Raw genomic sequence first — 19,421 nt, 5'->3', positions numbered from 1 at the left:
CCCCGTCTCCTTCGCCTCCCTCCCCCTTGAGGGGAGGGATCGAGGGTGGGGGTCGGTCAGTGGGCCACATGGCCACCCCCTCCCCAGTTCCGCTACGGCGCAAGGCGCCTAGCTGCACTACCCTCCCCTCAAGGGGGAGGGTGGGCAGGAACGTGGCTCTCGCTCAGGATGTCGCCCATGTCCGATAGTCACGACAAATGGGCCGCCCTCGCCCAGCACGAACTCCGCGATACGCCGCTGTCCTCGCTTGACCGCGACTATGGCGGCATCGGCGTGAAACCGGTCTACTTCGGGGAAGGCTCGGAAGTGCCCGGCGCGGAGCCGTTCACCCGTGGCGTGCGGGCGACCATGTATGCCAACCGGCCATGGACCATCCGCCAGTATGCCGGCTTCTCGACCGCACGCGAAAGTAACGCCTTTTATCGTCAGGCTCTGGAAAAGGGACAGAAGGGCCTATCGGTGGCTTTCGACCTTGCCACCCATCGCGGCTATGACAGCGATCATCCGCGCGTCGTCGGCGATGTCGGCAAGGCCGGCGTCGCGATCGACAGTGTCGAGGACATGAAGGTGCTGTTCGACGGCATTCCGCTCGACCAGATGAGCGTCTCGATGACCATGAATGGCGCGGTCATTCCGGTACTCGCCATGTTCATTGTCGCCGCCGAGGAACAGGGCGTGCGGCAGGATCAGCTCGAGGGGACCATCCAGAACGACATTCTCAAGGAGTTCATGGTCCGCAACACCTATATCTATCCGCCCGAGCCATCGATGCGGATCGTGGGCGACATCATCGCCCATACGGCCGAGCACATGCCGCGCTTCAACTCGATCTCGATCTCGGGCTACCACATGCACGAGGCCGGGGCGACAGCGGTGCAGGAGCTGGCCTATACGTTGGCCGACGGCATGGATTATGTGCGCGCCGCCCAGGCGCGCGGGCTCGATATCGACGCCTTTGCCGGGCGCCTCAGCTTCTTTTTCGGCATCGGCATGAACTTCTTCCTCGAAGTCGCGAAACTGCGCGCCGCGCGGCAGCTGTGGAGCCAGATCGTGACCGATCTCGGCGCCAAAGACCCGCGTTCCAAGATGCTGCGCACCCATTGCCAGACGTCCGGCGTGTCGCTGACAGAGCAGGACCCGCACAACAATATCGTGCGCACCACGATCGAGGCGCTGGCCGCTACGCTGGGAGGCACGCAGTCGCTGCATACCAATTCTTTTGACGAAGCCATTGCGCTGCCCACCGAGTTTTCGAGCCGCATCGCCCGCAATACCCAGCTTATCCTGCAGCATGAATCGCGCATTACCGACGTCGTCGACCCGCTGGGCGGCTCCTACTACATCGAGGCGCTGACGGCGGAGCTGGTCGCCGGGGCGCGTAAGCTGATCGAAGAAGCTGAATCGCAGGGCGGCATGACCGCCTTTGTGCAGTCCGGCGGCCCGAAACTGGCCATCGAACAGGCCGCGGCGCTCCGGCAGGCGCGGGTGGACCGGGGCGAGGACGTGATCGTCGGCGTCAATCGCTACCGGGTCGAGGCCGAGGAAAAGATCGAGGTCCGCGAGATCGACAATGCCAAAGTGCGGGCCGAGCAGATCGCCCAGCTCGAGCGCATCCGCGCCACGCGCGACGAGGCCAAGTGCCAGTCCATGCTGGCGGGATTGCGCGAATTCGCGGCCAAGGACGAGGGCAACCTCCTTGCCGCCGCGGTGGAAGCGGCCCGGGCCCGCGCCACGCTGGGCGAGATTTCGCTGGCCCTGGAAGACGTGTTCGGCCGCCACCGCGCCGTCACCAGGGTGATTTCGGGCGTCTATGCCGGTGGGTATGGCGACGACCCGCAACTGGCCTCGGTGGTCGACCGTATCTCGGCCTTCAAGGCCGCGCGCGGCCGCGCGCCCTCCATCTTCATCGCCAAGATGGGGCAGGATGGGCATGATCGCGGCGCCAAGATCATCGCCTCGGCCTTTGCCGATCTGGGCTTCGTCGTTCATATGGGCGACCTGTTCGAGACCGCGCCCGAAGTGGCTGCGCATGCGGATACATTTAAGGTGGATGCGGTGGGGGTCTCGTCGCTCGCCGCCGGCCACAAGACGCTGGTTCCCGAACTGATCGCGGCGCTGCGCGATCGCGATCTCGGCGAGGTCACCGTGGTGGTGGGCGGGGTCATTCCCGAACCGGACTACGACTTCCTCTATGCGGCAGGTGTCGCGGCGATCTTCGGGCCCGGCACCAACGTGCTCGACGCCGCCTTCTCGGTGCTGAACGAGATCGAGGGAAGGCTGAGCAATCGATGAGTTTGGAAGGCCCCCTCATGATCGGCCGGCTCAACCATATTGCCATCGCCGTACCCGACCTCGCCGTTGCCGCCGCAAAGTATCGCGACCAGCTCGGCGCCAGTGTCGGGGCGCCGCAGGCTCTGCCCGAGCATGGGGTGACGGTCGTGTTCGTCGATACCGGCAATACCAAGGTCGAGCTGCTCGAGCCCCTGGGTGAAGCCTCGCCCATTGCCGCGTTTCTGGAAAAGAACCCGGCGGGCGGCATGCATCATGTCTGTTTCGAAGTGCCCGATCTTTCAGCGGCAATAGCCCGGCTGACGGCCGAGGGTGCGCGTATCCTGGGCGATGGCAAGCCGCGCATCGGCGCCCATGGCAGGCCGGTGATCTTTCTCCATCCAAAGGATTTTTTCGGGACGTTGATCGAACTCGAAGAAGTCTAGGCGCGTCCCGTTTGCCGCGCATTTACCAATTTGTCACATTGGACCACCGGTAAGGTACTCATCAACGCCTCGCCGCCTAGTATTGCTGCTGACACAGAAGGTGTCGGGGCGCTCAGGCAAAGATGGTCGATACTCGGTCAGGCACACATCGCGGGGATTGGCGGCGCACCATGGTCCTGCCGGTGCTGGTGGCGCTGGTGGCCATGCTGATCATCGGCATATTCCTCGACCAGCAGAACCAGCAGATCACCGAGAACCGGCTGCGGACAGAGGCCCTCAACCAGATTTCGGTGATCCGCGCCAAGCTCGAAGGCAATATTTCGAGCAATGTGCAGCTCGTCAAAGGGCTGGTTTCGGTGATCGCCACCGAGCCGGACATGGACCAGGAGCGCTACGATGCGCTGGTCAGCAACCTTTTCGAGGAAAAAAGCCAGTTGCGTTCGGTCGCGGCGGCGCCCGATCTCGTGGTGAGCATGAGCTATCCGCTCAAGGGCAACGAGGCGGTGATCGGGATCGATTACCGCGACCTGCCCAACCAGTGGGAAGCGGTCGAAAAGGTCGCAACCACGGGCAAGCTCTCCATTGCCGGGCCGGTCGATCTGGTGCAGGGCGGGCGCGGCTTTATCGGACGCTTCCCAGTCTTCACCGGCGAAGGTCACGAGCGCCGTTTCTGGGGCATCGTTTCGGCCGTGGTCGATGTGGACCGGCTCTATCTTCAAAGCGGGCTCTTCAACCCGCTGCTGAGCCTGCGCATTTCCATCACCGGCCACGATGGCACGGGCGAGGAAGGCCGGCGGTTCTTCGGCCCCGATCTCAGCGGCGAGCGCCCGGTGGTCGTCGATGTCGTGCTGCCCTCGGGCAAATGGCAGATCGCGGCCGTTCCGAAATCGGGCTGGTCCGGCAATCCGGTCTCGCTCTGGGCACTGCGCGGCATGCTCGTGGGCGCCGCCGCTCTCATTCTTTTTCCCGTCGTCGTCACCAGCCGCATGATCCGCGAGCGGCACGAACACATCCACGCCCTAGGCGAACGGGAAAGCCAGTTGGCGCGGCTGACGCGCCGGCTCAACCTGGCACTCGACGTGTCCAAGATTGGCGTCTGGGAAATGGACATGTCCACCGGTCTTCAAACCTGGGACGACCAGACCTATGCGCTTTACGGCATGCGGGCCGACGGCAAGACCCGCAACCACGACGATTGGCGCGCCCTCCTCCATCCCGACGACCGCGATCGCGCCGAAGCCAATTTCCGCGAGATGATCGGCGGGGGCCGCTATGAATCGGACTATCGGGTGGTGACGCCCGACGGCCGCACGCGCCATGTGCGTTCGGTCGGAGCGCTGTTCCAGGAGCCCGGCCAGCCCGACAGGGTCATCGGCGTCAACTGGGACGTGACCAGCGATGTCGAGCTCAACGAAGACCTGCGCCGCGCCAAGCGGCAGGCGGAAGCGCGCAACAACGAGTTGGAAGCGGCCCGCATTCGCATCGAGCACAATGCGCTGCATGACAGCCTGACCGGCCTGCCCAACCGGCGCTATCTCGACGAAGTGCTGAAGCGCCACGCCGCCGACGGCTACCACGGCAGCGGCTCCATCGCGCTCCTGCATATCGATCTCGACCGCTTCAAGCAGATCAACGATACGCTGGGCCATGCAGCGGGTGACGCCATGCTGGTCCATGCCAGCCAGGTGCTGCGCGCCAATTGCCGTGAAACCGACTTCGTCGCCCGCATCGGCGGGGACGAATTCGTCATCGTTTCCAGCGCCGGATCAAGCGATGCGCGCCTCACCGTCATTGCCGACCGCATCGTGCGCGAAATGCGCCGGCCGGCCTCGCATGAAGGGCATGAATGTCGCTTCGGCGTCAGCATTGGCGTCGCCGTGTCACGCGCGGTCAACATCGACGTCAAGCAATTGCTGGTCAATGCCGATATCGCGCTCTACCGGGCCAAGGCGCTGGGCCGCAACCGGCATGAATTCTTCTCCGAGGCGTTGCAGGCGGAAGTGGTCAACACCAAGCGCGTCGCCGATGAGGTGCTCAAGGGGCTCGAGGCGGAGGCCTTCATTCCCTATTACCAGCCGCAGTTCTGCGCCCGCACGCTCGAACTGGTGGGCGTCGAGGCGCTGGCCCGCTGGCAGCACCCCAAGGACGGGATCAAGACCCCGGACAGCTTCATGGCGGTGGCCGAGGAGCTCAACGTGGTGGCCCAGATCGACCGCCTGGTGCTCGACCATACGCTGGCCGATCTCGCCCGCTGGGACAAGCTCGGCCTTTGCGTGCCGCGCGCCTCGGTCAATGTCTCGCTCAAGCGCCTGCATGACGAGGGCCTGATCGAGAGCCTCCGCGCCCTGCCGGTGGAGCCGGGCCGGCTCGCCTTCGAGCTGGTGGAAAGCATCTATCTCGACGAAAGCGATGGCGTCGTCGCCTGGAATATCGACCAGATCAAGGAGCTGGGCATCGACGTCGAAATCGACGATTTCGGCACCGGTTATGCGTCGATCGTATCGCTGCAGAAGCTGCATCCGCGCCGGCTCAAGATCGACCGGCAATTGGTCATGCCCATTCTCAAGGAGCCGGCGCAGCGCCAGCTCGTGGCTTCCATCGTCGATATCGGCAAGTCCATGGATATCGAGATCGTTGCCGAAGGGGTCGAGACCATGGAACACGCGGTGATCCTGCGCGACCTGGGCTGCGACATCCTCCAGGGCTATGCCTTTGCCCGCCCGATGTCGCGCGACGCGCTCGAAGACTTTCTGCACGAAAAGGCCTGGGCCCAAGTGGGCTGACGGCCGTTGGCGCCTATCCTCGCCCGTTTGCGGGGGAGCGTCACGCGCCCTATGACATTCCAAACTTGCCCCAGGCACCGTACCGCCCTCGGGCTTGACCCGAGGGCCCGTTGCGACACCCAATGACCTCATGCCGGTGAGGAGTGGTCCTCGGGTCAAGCCCGAGGACCGCACCGTGGACGGTACGGCGCTCAGTCGACGAGGAAATAGGTGATGGTGGTCACCACCCGCACCTTCTTGTCGATCTGCTTTTCCGGCCGGTCATTGGGGATTTCCACCGCGGGCAGGATTTCGAACACGCCCTGGTTGGCGCTCTGGATATCGCCGACCTGGGCGCCGGATTCGGTGGCGAACTGGGCGGCGGTTTCCTTGGCGCGCTGCGTCGCCTCGGTCAGCATTTCGCTCTTCAAGTCATTGATGCCGGTAAAGACGAAGCTGGCCCCGGCGCTATAGGCATCGGAGGAGAACACCACGCCCTGGCGCAGGAGATCCGCGACGGAGCGGCTGGCATCGGCCAGGTCGGTGACGCGGTCGGTGGTGACCAGCATGTCCTCGGTGAGGACGAAGCGATAGTCATCAGGCGTCGAGCCGGCATTGTAGCCGGCCGCCCGATCCTCGACGAGGACGTTCTGGACCTGGATTTCGGTCTCGGCAAAGCCGCGATCGGCGAGGAAGGCGCGAACGGCGGCTTCCGAGGTTTCGAGGCTGGCGCGGGCCGCCTGTAGGGTCGGGCCGGTGGCGACGAAGCGGATGGGCCAGAAGCCCAGATTAGCCTCGACCGACCGTTCGCTGAGACCCTTGACCGTTACGGTGCGCAGCGGCTGCCGGCTATCCACGAGCCCGGTGCTGACAAACCAACCAGCCAGCGCAATGCCGGCCGCAACGAAAAGCGCTGCAACAATCCCAACCGATTTCATGATAATCCCCCTGCTGTCCCCAGGACAGAATGAGCGCCGAAAACGTGGCGCAACCAAGGCTTAGAAGGAGGCGGCTGAATGGTGGCTGAACAGAGAAAATTTGGACTGGGTGTCGTCGGCGCCGGCATGGCCGCCAAGCCGCATGCGCTGGCGCTCAATGCGCTCAGGGACCGCATCGCCGTGCGCGGCGTCTGGCGCCGCAACCGGACCGAGCTCGAGCAGTTCTGCGCCACCTATGACTTTCCGGCTGCGGAGAGCTACGAAGCCCTGCTGGCCGATCCGGACTTGGATGCCATTCTGGTCCTCACCCCGCCCAATGCGCGCGAGGAGATCGTCGCGGCCGCGGCGAAGGCCGGCAAGCATGTGCTGATGGAAAAGCCGGTGGAGCGCACCACCGAAGCGGCCGAACGCATTGTCGCCGCCTGCGATGATGCCGGGGTGACGCTGGGCATCATCTTCCAGCACCGTTTCCGCGCTGCCTCGAAGGCGCTGGCCGAAAAGGTCGCCAGCGGCGAACTGGGCGCGCTGCATGCCGTGCACCTAGTGGTGCCGTGGTGGCGGCCGCAACGGGGCTATTACGACAAGCCGGGTCGCGGCAGCTTCGCGCAGGATGGCGGCGGCGTGCTGATCACTCAGGCCATTCACTCGCTCGACCTGATGCTGAGCCTCACCGGCCCGGTCAAGGCGGTCACCGCCCTCGCGGCCACGACCGGTTTCCACCAGATGGAGACCGAAGACTTCGTCGCCGGCGGCATGGAATTCGCCAGTGGCGCCGTGGGCGGGCTGATGGCGACCACCGCCAATTTTCCGGGCGGGGCGGAAAGCCTCACCCTCAACTTCGCCAAGGCCAGCGCGACGCTGACCGGTGGCAACCTCACGCTCAACTGGTTCGACGGCCGCACCGAGACCGTGGGCGAGGCCAGCAATTCGGGCGGCGGCGCCGACCCCATGGCCTTTCCCTTCGATTGGCACATGGCCCAGATCGCCGAATTCGCCGAGGCGGTGCAGGCGGGGCGGCAGCCGGTGTCGACCGGCCACACGGCGCTAGCCGTACACCGGCTCATCGATGCGCTGATCCGGTCAGGGAAAGAGGGGAGACGGGTGGAGGTTTAGGCGAGGGCGCCCTTCTTCTCCCTCCCCTGGAGGGGGAGGGTAGCGGCGCTCGGACCGTCAGGTCCGTAGCAAAGCTGGGTGGGGTGAGCGAAGCACTCGACATCAAGTGTCTTGGTCACCCCACCCTTAGTCCCTCCCCCTCAAGGGGAGGGAGGCGCAGGAGTGGAGGCCGCAGTATCTGATGGCGCTAAGCCACCTTGGAAATATCCGGCACCGCGTCGAGCAGCATGCGGGTATAGTCCGCCTGCGGATTGTCGAAGATGGCGTCGGTCGGGCCGTTTTCGACGAGGACGCCATTGTGCAAGACGCCGACCGAGCTCGACATCTGCCGCACCACAGCCAGGTTATGGCTGATGAGCAGGTAGGTGAGGCCGAATTCGGCCTGCAGCTCGCTCATCAGGTCCAGCACTTGGGCCTGCACCGAGACGTCGAGAGCCGAAGTCGGTTCGTCGCAGACGATGAATTCGGGCTGGCTCGACAGGGCGCGGGCAATAGCGACGCGCTGGCGCTGGCCGCCGGAGAATTCATGCGGAAACTTGCGCATGACCACCGGATCGAGGCGGACACGACGGAGAAGTTCGGCCACCCGGTCGTCGACCTCGCCACGATTGCGGGCAATGCCCAGGGTGCGCATCGGTTCGGCGATGATGTCGGCCACCCGCCAGCGCGGATTGAGGCTGGCATAGGGGTCCTGGAAGATCATCTGCACGCGCTTGCGGCGTTCCTGATGCCCGGCGCCGCTGGCCCAGATATCATGGCCGTCGACGGTGATCTGACCGGAGGTGGGGCGGACGAGACCGACGATCATCTTGGCGCAGGTGGATTTGCCCGAGCCGGATTCGCCGACAAGGCCAAAGGTCTTACCCTTTTCGATCGAGAAGCTGACTTCGTTGACGGCGCGGAAGACCTCGACCTTGCCTGGCATGAGCTTGAGGAAGCCGCCGCCACCGATCTCGTAATCCTTGACCAGCTTTTTGACCTGCACATAGGCGCCGTCGTCATTGGCGGCAGGGGCCGGCGTTGCCGCACCATCCTTGCGCTCGATGGTAGGGATCGAGTTGATGAGCTTGATCGTATAGGGCTCGCGCGGGCGGCGGATGATGTCGCCCACCGTGCCGGTCTCGACCACCTTGCCCTGGTGCATCACCACCATGCGGTCTGCCGTCTGGGCGATGACGCCCATGTCGTGGGTGATCAGCATCACCGCGGCGCCATGATTGGTGCAGAGCTTCTTGAGCACCTTGATGATCTGGGCCTGCACCGACACGTCGAGCGCCGAGGTCGGCTCGTCGGCGACGATCAGTTCGGGGCCGGCCGCAATGGCCAGCGCGATCACCACGCGCTGCCGCATGCCGCCGGAGAACTGGTGCGGATAGGAGTCGATGCGTTCCGCGGCCTTGGGAATTCCGGCTTCGGCGAGGAGGTCGATGGCCTTCTGGCGGGCTTCGGCTTCCGAGACCGGCAGGTGGGTGCGGATGGTTTCGACCAACTGGTCGCCCACCGTATAGAGCGGGTTGAGGCTGGTCAGCGGATCCTGGAACACCATGCCGATGCGCTTGCCGCGCAGCTTGGCGCGGGCGGCTTCGGGCAAGTTGTCGATGCGCTCGCCCTTCAAACGGATTTCGCCGCCGGCTATGTGGCCGGGTCGATCGATGAGACCGATGACGGCCGAGCCGGTCATCGATTTGCCGGCGCCCGATTCACCCACCACGCCGACGACTTCGCCGGGCATGATGTCGAAGGAGACGCCGTCGACGGCGCGGAACACGTCATCGCGGAAGGGGAACTCGACGACGAGGTCCTTGATGGAAAGAACGGGCTCGGTCATCAGCGCAACTTCGGATTGAGGGCATCGCGCAGCCAGTCACCCAGGAGGTTGACCGACAGAGCGAGCAGAACAAGGGTGATGGCGGGGAACAGCAGGATCCACCATTCGCCCGAGAACAGGAACTGCTGGCCGATGCGGATCAGGGTGCCGAGCGAGGGCTGGGTCGGGGGCACGCCGACGCCGAGGAAGGACAGGGTCGCCTCCTCGATGATGGCGAGCGCAAGGCCGATCGTGCCGATCACCAGAACCGGGCCGGTGACATTGGGCAGGACGTGGCGCAGGAGGACGATGAAGGGATTGACGCCCAGGATGCGGGCGGCCGCGACATAGTCCTTCTGCCGCTCGACCATGGTGGCGCCGCGCACGGTGCGGGCAAACTGCGCCCAGTTGGCAAGGCCGATGGCGATGATCAGCACCCAGACGGCAGCGCCTTCCTGCTGGTTGGGCGGGATGATGCCGCGGGCAATGCCGAAGATCAGCAGGGCGATGAGGATGGCCGGGAAGCTCAATTGCACGTCGGCAATGCGCATGATCACCGCGTCGAGGGCGCCGCCGACATAGCCCGCAACGAGACCCAGGCTGACGCCCAGCACCATGGCGAACAGCGTCGCCATGAGACCCACGAACAGCGAAACGCGCAGGCCATACATGATGGTCGAGAGCACGTCGCGGCCCTGGCTGTCGCTGCCGAGCGCGAAGTAGTTGCCGGCAAACGAGGTCGAATTGGGCGGAGTAAACCCATCCATCAGGTTGAGCGTGGCCGGGTTAAACGGATTATAGGGCGCCAGCCAGGGGGCGAAGATGGCCATCAGCACCAGCAGCAGTGCCACGATGGACGCCACGATGGTGATCGGCGAATGCCGGTACGACCAGACAATGTCGGACCGGAGGAACATCTTCCATCGCGAGGTCTTGGGGACCACGACAGGAGCGGCTGTAGTTTGGGGCAGATCGCTCATGGAGCCTACCTCCCGGATTTTGCGCCGTCGCGCAGGCGCGGATCGACGATGAAATAAAGGATATCAACGATGAGGTTGATGACCACGAAGACCAGCGCCACGAAGACGAGGTAGGCAGCCATAACCGGCACGTCGACGGCAGCGACGGAATTGACGAAGAGCGACCCGACGCCCGGCCACTGGAACACCGTTTCGGTGATGATGGCGAAGGCGATGACCGAACCCAGTTGCAGGCCGGTAATGGTAATGACGGGCACCATGGTGTTCTTGAGCGCATGGCCAAAATTGATCGCGCGCTTGGAAAGCCCGCGGGCCTTGGCGAAGCGGATGTAATCGGTGCGCATCACTTCGAGCATTTCGGCCCGGACGAGCCGCATGATCAGCGTCAACTGGAACAGCGACAGGGTGATGGCCGGCAGGATCAGCGAGCGCAGGCCTGAAGAGGTGAGCAGACCCGTACGCCACCAGCCGATCTGCACCACTTCGCCGCGCCCGAAGCTGGGCAGCCACTTGAGTTCGACCGCAAAGATATAGATGAGGCCGATACCGATAAGGAAAGTGGGCAGCGACACGCCGATCAGCGAGGCGGTCATGATGAAGCCGGTGGAGATGGCACGCGGCCTGAGGGCCGAATAGATGCCGAGGCCCACGCCGCCGATCAAGGCGATGATCGAGGAGGCCACGGCCAGCTCGATGGTGGCCGGCAGGCGCTCGAGGATCAACTGGCTCACCGGCTGCTGCAGCCGGTAGGAAGTGCCGAACTGCCCCTGCAGCGCATTGCCCACGAAGTGGAAGAACTGGATGTAGAATGGCTGGTCAAGCCCGAGACGCTGACGCGCGGCGTCATAGTCGGCCTGATTGGCATCCTGACTGAGAAGGTTCGCCAGCGGGTCCCCGACATAGCGGAACACCAGGAAGGCGATGAAGGCCACGACAAGCATGACGATGACGGACTGAAACAGCCGTCGGGCGATGAAGGCCAGCATGGTGCCCTCCGATACGACGGAGCCGCCGCGGGACCATCAGGCCCAGGCGCGGCGGCTCCTGATTGCGGGACGCTTACTCGAAGGTGACCGTGGTCATGTTCGGCTGGTTTTCCGGCTGAACCGGCAGCGTCACACCATCACGCATCGCATAAGCGAGAACCTGGATGTGAACCGGCAGGAGGACGCGGTCCGCCTTCACCTGTTCCCAGATCTTGGCAACGGTTTCGTTGCGGGTGGCTTCATCGCTTTCAGTACCGAGCGAGATGATCATCTCGTCGACTTCGGCGTTGGAGTAGCCGCTCGGATTGTAGGTGCCGTGGGTCTCGTCATTGGTGTGGTAGAGGTCGTTGAAGACATACGCACTGTCAAAGGTCGGGACGCCCCAGCCGAGCAGGTAGAAGTCGGTGGTGCCGTTGAGGATCAGCGGCGAGTGTTCGGCAACCGGGCGCGAGGCCAGGGTGACGTCGACACCGATCTGGCCGAGCATGCCGACATAGGCCGTCGAGATCGCTTCGTCGTTGACATAGCGGTTGTTCGGCGTGTCGAGCGTGATCGAGAAGCCATCGGGGTAACCGGCTTCAGCCAGGAGAGCCTTGGCCTTTTCCACGTCCGGCGCCGGATAGGCGTCGAGTTCTTCGGTCCAGCCAGCGACGAAGGGCGGGTTGGCGACGCCAGTCGGGATCGACTGGCCACGCATCACGACCTGCTTGATGGCATCGCGATCGAGCGCCAGCTCGAAGGCTTCACGCACCTTGGGGTCGCTCAGCGGATTCTTGTCGGTGACATTGGACGAGGCCAGCGGTTCTTCGCTCACCTTGTAGCCGAAGTAGATGACGCGGTTTTCCGGGCCGGTTTCGACCTTGAAGCCTTCGGTTGAAGAGAGGCGCTCGATGTCCTGCGGCGGCACGTCCTGGACGATGTCGATTTCGCCCGAGAGCAGGGCCGAAATGCGGGTCTGGGCGTCGGCAATGACGACATATTCGATGTCGGTCACGGCCGGAGCGTCGCCCCACCATTCCGGATTGGCGGTGAGCACGGTCTTCACGTCGACTTCACGCGACACCAGGGTATAGGGGCCGGTGCCGTTGGTGTTCAGCACGGAATAGTTGGTGGCGCCCGAAGCGAAATCCTGGACGGTGTCGAGGTCGTTGGCTTCCGACCAGGTCTTGTCCATGATGAAGGTGTTGGTGAGGTTGTTCGGGTAGATGAGCGACGGGCCGGCCATCTGGAACTCGACGGTGTAGTCGTCGACGGCGGTCACCGACTCCACTTCGGCGTGGAGCTGCTTCATGTTGGAGAATTCGCTCTTGGCGCGGGTGATCGAGTAGACCACGTCCTCGGCGGTGAAATCGGCACCGTCGTGGAACTTGACGCCTTCGCGCAGCTTGAACACCCAGACGGTGTCGTCGCCTTCCTTGAGCGCCCATTCGGTCGCCAGGCGCGGTGTCAGATTGCCGTCATTGTCACGGCCCAAAAGGGTCTCGTAGATGTGGTGGGCCAGGGTGTGCGTATTGCCCTGGTTCTGCGAATGCGGATCCAGCGTCAGCGCGTCAGACGAGCGCGCCCAGCGGATCGTTTCGGCGTTCGCAACACCGGCGAGCATCGTGGAGGCAACAAGTACCGCCGCAATGCGGGTCAGTGAAGAATGCATTGGAAATCTCCCGTTCCTTGACTTTACGCCTTCTCAGCACCCTCAGTGCCGGAGGCTTGGGCGACACAAAAGCGTAGAATTCGGGGGAGCGCAACGGGAATCATTGACCAGTTGGTCAATCACGTGACGCCCTAAAGACAATTCCACAGGAATGGACGGTTTTTTCTCGAACCGTTCGATCAAAAATTGCGCAGCTTGACCGTTTCATTTGCACGCGCCAGCATGGCTGCATGAGCCAAGCCATTGCAACCATTGCCCTTGTCGTCGCCGATTATGATGAAGCGATCGCCTTTTATCGCGATGCCGTCGGTTTCGCATTACTCGAAGATGTGGACATGGGTTCGGGCAAGCGCTGGGTGCTTCTGGCGCCCCCGGGCGGGTCCGGTGCGCGGCTCCTGCTGGCGCGGGCGGATGGCCCCGAGCAGGCGGCCGTGATCGGCCGGCAGGCCGGCGGACGCGTCATGCTGTTTCTCGAAACCGACAGCTTCGCCGCCGACTACAAGCGTATGGTCGAAGCGGGTGTCACCTTTCTCGAAGACCCTCGCCACGAGCCCTATGGTTCTGTGGCGGTCTTCGTCGACCTCTACGGGACAAAATGGGATCTCATCCAGCCAAAGCGTTGATCGCCATGCTGGCGCTGTGTGCCGGGCCCGCGCTGTCGCAGGAGCCAGGCTGGCACTATTCACACCTGCCGGGCGAGGGCGACCGGGCCAGCCTCGGCTGCAGCCAGGAGTCCGAAGCGGGCAACTACACCTGCCTTGCCGTGCGCTGCGAGGACGATTTCTCGACCGGCGTCCATGTCCATTCGAGCCGCGTTGGCGGGGTGGCGGGAGCGTGGGAATTCACCCTCGACCGGGAAACCCGCAGTCTTGTCGCCGAGGCCGGCGGGCCCTATGGCGGACGCCTCCTGGACCAGGACGGCTGGCTGCTCGACGGACTGCGCCACGGCACGTTCGTCTACCTTCGCCACGAGGACGATGCGGAGGACGGCTTTGCCCTGATCGGCCTTTCCGGCTCCTTCACTGCCATCGCCGAGGCCCTGCACTGGTGCGCGCCGCGTGCGCCGGCGGGCGAACAAAACGCCGTCCAGGACGTTGAAACCGAAATGGATGAAGGAGACAGAGAATGAACCGTCGCCCCCTTGGCCGCAGCGAACTGGTGATCGAGCCCCTGGTGCTGGGCGGCAATGTGTTCGGCTGGACCGTGGACGAAGCCAAGGGTTTCGACATTCTCGACGCCTATGTGGATGCGGGCTTTACCGCCATCGACACGGCCGAAGGCTATCCCAACTGGGTGCCGGGAAATCCGCCGGGCATGAGCGAGACGATCATCGGCAAGTGGCTCAAGGCCCGGGGCAATCGGGACAGCGTCCACATCATCACCAAGGTCAATTCGGGCAAGAAGCCGGGGGGCCTCAAGCCCGATGCGATCAAGGAGAGCATCGAGGCGTCGCTCAGGCGCCTGCAGACCGACTATGTCGACCTCTATTTCAGCCACTGGCCGGATGACCAGGCGAGCCACGAGGAAACGCTGGAAGCCTATGACGTCCTCATCCGCTCGGGCAAAGTGCGGACCATCGGCGCCTCCAATTATACTGCCGAGATGATGCGCGATGCGCAGCAGACGGCGATCATCAAATCGCTGCCGCGCTATGAGGTAACGCAGAACCGTTTCAACCTCTACGACCGCGCCGAGTTCGAGGCGCTGAAACCCTATCTCATTGAAAATGAAGTGGGTTCGATCGTCTATTACAGCCTCGCCTCGGGCTTCCTCACGGGCAAGTACCGGAATGAAGCCGACCTCGGCAAATCGCCGCGTGGCGGCGGCGCCGGGCAGTATCTCAACGATAAGGGACTGAAAATCCTCAAGGCTTTGGACGACGTCGGCAAGGAGCTAAAGGCTACCCCAGCCGAGGTCGCACTGGCCTGGCTCGTGGCGCAGGAGGGTGTCAGCGCCCCCATCGCCTCGGCAACGTCGGTCGAACAGGTCGAGAGCCTGGTGCGGGGCGTGCGCCTGGCGCTGCCCGAAAATGCTAACAGACTGTTAACCGCAGCGGGCACTTAAGATGCGATCAGGGGCCACTGCGCCAATGCAGCACCGGCTCGGCCAGCGTCTGTAGTTCGTCTGCGGGCGCCCCATCGATCCGCCCGAGCAGCAGCCGGGTCAGTTCGGCGCCGGCAGCGGTAACATCCTCCTCGATGGAATCGAGATCGGGAAAGAAGGCGGGGAGGATGCCCGAGGTCTGTTTGTAGACCAGTTCCACGCCCTGCCCCGGGGCAAGGCCGGCGCTCTGCATGCCGGCGAGGAGGGCGATGGTGCGGATTTCGTTGTCGGTGATGATGCCATCAGGCCGGTCGGCGCGTTGGGCGAGTTCAGCGCCGAGCACGCGCACCTCATCAGGCGTGCGCCTGGTGTCACCGACATCGAGGATTTCGGCCGCAACGTCGCGGCGCCGCGCTGCCGCGCGGAAGGCATTGGCGATATTGGCGAAGTTGGTGATGCCCGGATTGCCGATAAACAGCATGACCCGCCGGCAGCCCTTGTCGGCCAAGCGGTCCAAAGCCGTCTCGGCAAAGATTTCGGAATGGAAGTCATGAAAGGGATGCGGCACCGCATGGGCGGTGCGGCCATGCGTGACGAAGGGAAAGCCCGCCTCGGAAAGGACCGCGACGCGCGGGTCATCGGGCGTGGTGTGGGTGATGATAACCCCGTCGGCCGCGCGGTTGTCGAGCACGTAGCGGACGGCCGCGACGCCACCATTGGCGCCGAATTCGGGCGTGACGTTGAGATGGTACTGGGTGCCCGACAGGGCCTTGCCGATGCCCTGGATCATCTGCCGGGCAAAGTCGATGGAGTCGTCGCCGCCATGGAGGATCAGCGTCAGGACATTGGTCTTGCCGGTGCGGAGGCGCACGCCAGCGCGGTCGGGGACATAGCCCACCTGCCGGGCGGCTTCGGCCACCCGGTCGCGGGTTTCCTGCTTGAGCGAGGCGCCGCCGCGTAGGGAAAGCGACACGGTCGACAGGCTGAGGCCGGTCATCTCGGCGATGGTCCTGAGCGTCGGTCGCCCCGGCGGGTCGTCACGATCCTGCATCAATGTGCTCCATGAGCCCTTCTTGTAGCGTGAAACAGGCCCAGGGGAAGAGCGCAATCCGTATCGTCATTGCAACGTTGCAACTTCACCTCTAGCTTGCGACCAAAGGCGCTGTCCAATGCGCCGGGAGGATGAAGGCATGACCTATCTCAATCCATTGGCCGGTCGGCTCGGCCTCGGTGTCGATGACATGAAGCGCGAGGGCAAGCTGCTGCGGCTCTGCGCCGATCTCGAAGCCAAGATCAGGACGCCGATCCCCGACATGCCCTTTGCCTGGCGCATCCAGCGCGAGAGCATGACCGCCGCCGAAGCTTTGGCAGCCGACTGGCGAAGCTGGGAGGCGTTCGACGCCCATTCAGTCTGGGCGAAAAGCCAGGATCATAGCTGGTTTGCCGCCGAAGTCGTGGTGCCCGAGACGGCGCGCGGCAAGACCTTCGTGATGCGCGTGTCCAGCCAGTGGCAGGAGCGGCCGGGTTCGACCGACCCGCAATGCCTCGTCTATCTCGACGGGCGGATCGCCCAGGCGCTGGATGGCAATCATACCGAGCTGGTGATCGAGACCGAGGCCGTGCCGGGCAACCGGCATGTGGTTGTCGTCGATGCCTTTACCTTTTTCGACCGGCCGCTGGTGGGGTTCGAGGTCGACTTCTTCACCCGCAACCGGCGGATCGAGAGCCTTTACTACGACCTGATGACGCCGCTCGAAGTGGCCGTGCGGCTGCACCAGAGCGACGCAAGGCGGCATGCCATTCTCGATCGGGTCGAACGGGCGCTGCGGGCGCTGGACCGGCGCGACCACCATGCGGAGGGACTATGGGACAGCCTCGAGGAGGCCGAGGCCATTGCCGCGGAAATTTATGCGCTGGTGGATACCGAAGTGCAGCCGCAGATCAGCGCCGTGGGATCGACCCATCTCGATGTCGCCTGGCTCTGGCGGGTGATCCATACGCGGGACAAGACCGCGCGCAGCTTCGCCACGGTGCTGAGGCTGATGGAGGAATTCCCGCAATTCGTCTTCATGTACAACCAGTCGGTGCTGTTTGATTTCCTCCGCCAAGACTATCCGGAACTCTGGGAAAGGCTGCTGGAACGGGTCAAGGCGGGTCAGTTCGAAATCGAGGGCGCTATGTGGGTGGAGCCCGACGTCAACATCGCCTCGGGCGAGAGCCTCGTGCGCCAGATCATGCGCGGCAGGCGCTTCCACCAGGAGCATTTCGGAGTGACGCCGCGCACCGTGTGGCTCCCTGATACCTTCGGCTATTCAGCCAACCTGCCGCAGATCATGGAGAAATCGGGCCTCGATTATTTCGTCACCTCGAAGCTGAGCTGGAATGACACCGACAGGCATCCCTATGACACGTTCTTCTGGCGCGGCATCGACGGCACGGTGACCAAGGCGCAGCTGATCACCGCGCAGCGGTTCGAAAGCGATGCCATCTATACGACCTATAATGGCGACCTGTCGGTGAGCGAAACCATGGGCGCCTGGAAGCGCTACGAGCCCAAGCGCGCCAACAGCGAAGTCATCATGTCCTATGGCTATGGCGATGGCGGCGGCGGGCCGACGCGAGCGATGATCGAGCGGGGGACACGGCTGGAGCGCGGCATTCCCGGCGCGCCCAAAGTGAAGCTCGAAGGCATCGTGCCCTACCTTGACCGCTTGAGTGCGCGGATGGAGTCCGACCCCACGCGTTTCCCGACCTGGAACGGCGAATTGTACCTGCAATATCATAGAGGTACGCTGACCACCTGGGCCAAAAACAAGGCCAAGAACCGGTTGGCCGAGCGGCGCCTGCGCGAACTGGAATATCTGGGCGCCATGGCGCAGGTGCGGGCGGGGAATGCCTATCCCACCGAGATATTGAGGGAATTCTGGGAGCTGGCCCTGATCAACCAGTTCCACGACATCCTGCCCGGGACCTCGATCCCGGAGGCCTATGTCGATAGCGACGCCGATTATGCACGGATCTTTTCGGCCTGCGAGGCGGCACAGGGACCATGGCAAAACCTGGCCAGGGCCCTGGACCCTCTTGATGAACGGCATGTGCGACTGATCAATTTCACATCGCAGCGCCGGGACCGACTGGTGAGCCTGGGCGACGCCGCTGACCTCGATGGCGCGGCGCTGCGGGTCGGTGACGGCAGTGCAGTTCTGCAAAAAGCGATGCGGGCCGATGGGACAGAGGAATGGCTGGCGCCGGTGCATACCCTGCCAGCACTCGGCTGGGCCGATGCGCGGGTGATCGCCGCGGGGCCGGCAACGGCGTCCGACTTGTTTGTCTCGGAAGGGCATCTCGAAAACCGCTTGCTGCGCGTCGAGTTCGACGCGTCGGGCGAGATCAGCGCCATCCTCGACAAGACCAGCGGCCGGCAGGTGCTGAAGCCGGGCCGGCGTGCCAATCGGCTGGTTGCCTATGAAGACAAGCCGATGGAATGGGACGCCTGGGATATCGACGCCTATTTCGAGGAACAGTTCTGGCAGCTCGACAGGGCCAGCAGCATCTCGGTGGTGGAAAGCGGACCGCATCGCGCCGCCATCAGGGTGGAGCGCACGTATGGCGCATCGCGCGTGGTGCAGGTGATCTCGCTGGCGTCGGGCGAGCGGCAGCTCGAGTTCGATACCTTCATCGAGTGGCAGGAACGGGCGCAGGTGCTGAAGGCCGAGTTCGACTTCGACCTCAACACCTCGGAGGTCCGATCCGAAATCCAGTTCGGCCATGTGACGCGCCCGACCCATCGCAATACCAGTTGGGACCGGGCGCGGTTCGAAGCCTCGATGCATCGCTGGGTCGACATGAGCGAGGCCGATTTCGGGGCCGCGCTGCTCAACGACTGCAAATATGGCTACGATGCGCATGAGCAGATGGTGCGGCTGACGCTGGTGCGCGGACCGAACTATCCCAGCCCGGACGCCGATCGCGGCGAGCACCGGTTGCGCTATGGCCTCTTCATCCATCAAGGGGTTACCGACCTCGGGGAGGTGCACCGGGCGGCCGAACGCTTCAACAACCCGGTCATGGTGGTGGGGACGGCGCGACGGAGCGAGCCGGTGGACGAAAAGCTGTCATGTTTCGAGCTTGTGGCGGTGCACGCGGCCAATGTGAGCATCGAGACGGTCAAGAAGGCGGAGGCGTCCGACGCGCTGGTCCTGCGGGTGTTCGAGCATGCCAACCGGCGGGCGGAGGCGCGGCTGACTTTCGGCCTGCCGGTCAGGTCGGTACGGCGTGCCAATCTCATGGAAGAGGAGATCGAGGCGCCGCTGGTGCTTGACGGCAATTCGCTTCTGTTGTCTCTGCGACCATTCGAAATCGTCACGCTGCTCGTCGAACTCTAGCGCAGCGAAAGGCAACCTTCGTCGTTCCCCCCGCGCAGCGGC

General features: G+C 64.0%; 14 protein-coding genes. 8 read left to right on the top strand and 6 right to left on the bottom strand.

Going from position 1 to position 19,421, the window contains the following annotated elements:
• Positions 1–177 precede the first annotated feature (177 nt).
• From scpA to JEQ47_RS14660, 3 genes are all read left to right on the top strand, one after another.
• Positions 178–2,292, top strand: a complete 2,115-nt coding sequence (gene scpA / locus JEQ47_RS14670) for a methylmalonyl-CoA mutase (RefSeq protein ID WP_198877183.1) — start codon at positions 178–180, stop codon at positions 2,290–2,292.
• A 17-nt stretch (positions 2,293–2,309) separates the two neighbouring features.
• On the top strand, positions 2,310–2,714 hold the full coding sequence (mce, locus tag JEQ47_RS14665; protein ID WP_198877369.1) for a methylmalonyl-CoA epimerase: 405 nt from the start codon (positions 2,310–2,312) through the stop codon (positions 2,712–2,714).
• A gap of 170 nt (positions 2,715–2,884) precedes the next feature.
• A complete protein-coding gene (locus JEQ47_RS14660; protein ID WP_198877182.1) occupies positions 2,885–5,497 on the top strand; it encodes a bifunctional diguanylate cyclase/phosphodiesterase in 2,613 nt (870 codons plus the stop codon).
• Positions 5,498–5,688: 191 nt separating this feature from the next.
• Here JEQ47_RS14660 and JEQ47_RS14655 read toward each other — a convergent pair whose 3' ends face one another.
• On the bottom strand, positions 5,689–6,414 hold the full coding sequence (locus tag JEQ47_RS14655) for an SIMPL domain-containing protein (RefSeq protein WP_198877181.1): 726 nt from the start codon (positions 6,412–6,414) through the stop codon (positions 5,689–5,691).
• Positions 6,415–6,495: 81 nt separating this feature from the next.
• Here JEQ47_RS14655 and JEQ47_RS14650 point away from each other — a divergent pair, with 81 nt between their 5' ends.
• Positions 6,496–7,527: a Gfo/Idh/MocA family protein gene (locus tag JEQ47_RS14650; RefSeq protein WP_328769137.1), complete on the top strand. Its 1,032-nt coding sequence runs from the start codon at positions 6,496–6,498 to the stop codon at positions 7,525–7,527.
• A 187-nt stretch (positions 7,528–7,714) separates the two neighbouring features.
• On the opposite strand, the gene JEQ47_RS14645 is transcribed toward JEQ47_RS14650, so the two are convergent.
• The 4 genes from JEQ47_RS14645 to JEQ47_RS14630 all read right to left on the bottom strand — a co-directional run bounded on the left by JEQ47_RS14645 (position 7,715) and on the right by JEQ47_RS14630 (position 12,951).
• A complete protein-coding gene (locus tag JEQ47_RS14645; protein ID WP_198877179.1) occupies positions 7,715–9,355 on the bottom strand; it encodes an ABC transporter ATP-binding protein in 1,641 nt (546 codons plus the stop codon).
• Positions 9,355–10,314, bottom strand: a complete 960-nt coding sequence (locus tag JEQ47_RS14640; RefSeq protein WP_198877178.1) for an ABC transporter permease — start codon at positions 10,312–10,314, stop codon at positions 9,355–9,357. Before JEQ47_RS14640 ends, JEQ47_RS14645 begins: the two co-directional genes overlap by 1 nt.
• 5 nt (positions 10,315–10,319) lie before the next feature.
• The gene (locus tag JEQ47_RS14635) at positions 10,320–11,300 is read right to left on the bottom strand and encodes an ABC transporter permease (RefSeq protein ID WP_198877177.1); all 981 of its coding nucleotides are present in this window, start codon (positions 11,298–11,300) and stop codon (positions 10,320–10,322) included.
• Positions 11,301–11,373: 73 nt separating this feature from the next.
• Positions 11,374–12,951 carry an ABC transporter substrate-binding protein gene (locus JEQ47_RS14630; protein ID WP_198877176.1) on the bottom strand — a complete coding sequence of 526 codons (1,578 nt, stop codon included), beginning with the start codon at positions 12,949–12,951 and terminating at the stop codon, positions 11,374–11,376.
• Positions 12,952–13,181: 230 nt separating this feature from the next.
• On the opposite strand from JEQ47_RS14630, the gene JEQ47_RS14625 reads away from it, so the two are divergent.
• The 3 genes from JEQ47_RS14625 to JEQ47_RS14615 are packed head-to-tail and all read left to right on the top strand — an operon-like array spanning position 13,182 to position 15,015.
• On the top strand, positions 13,182–13,574 hold the full coding sequence (locus JEQ47_RS14625; RefSeq protein ID WP_198877175.1) for a VOC family protein: 393 nt from the start codon (positions 13,182–13,184) through the stop codon (positions 13,572–13,574).
• The gene (locus JEQ47_RS14620) at positions 13,547–14,080 is read left to right on the top strand and encodes a hypothetical protein (protein ID WP_198877174.1); all 534 of its coding nucleotides are present in this window, start codon (positions 13,547–13,549) and stop codon (positions 14,078–14,080) included. Before JEQ47_RS14625 ends, JEQ47_RS14620 begins: the two co-directional genes overlap by 28 nt.
• On the top strand, positions 14,077–15,015 hold the full coding sequence (locus JEQ47_RS14615) for an aldo/keto reductase (RefSeq protein ID WP_198877173.1): 939 nt from the start codon (positions 14,077–14,079) through the stop codon (positions 15,013–15,015). The genes JEQ47_RS14620 and JEQ47_RS14615 overlap by 4 nt, the downstream gene beginning before the upstream one ends.
• A 7-nt stretch (positions 15,016–15,022) precedes the next feature.
• Here JEQ47_RS14615 and JEQ47_RS14610 read toward each other — a convergent pair whose 3' ends face one another.
• Entirely contained in the window at positions 15,023–16,045 is a 1,023-nt protein-coding gene (locus JEQ47_RS14610; RefSeq protein ID WP_198877172.1) for a LacI family transcriptional regulator, read from the bottom strand.
• 139 nt (positions 16,046–16,184) lie between these two features.
• On the opposite strand from JEQ47_RS14610, the gene JEQ47_RS14605 reads away from it, so the two are divergent.
• Positions 16,185–19,379, top strand: coding sequence for an alpha-mannosidase (locus JEQ47_RS14605; protein WP_198877171.1), 3,195 nt, complete (start codon positions 16,185–16,187; stop codon positions 19,377–19,379).
• Positions 19,380–19,421: the final 42 nt, after the last annotated feature.

Origin of the sequence: Devosia sediminis (assembly GCF_016411825.1) — a bacterium.
In the GTDB taxonomy this organism is placed as follows: Bacteria; Pseudomonadota; Alphaproteobacteria; order Rhizobiales; family Devosiaceae; genus Devosia; species Devosia sediminis.
Note: the sequence above shows the minus strand (reverse complement) of the source record. Positions and strands in the feature narration are given on the sequence as shown.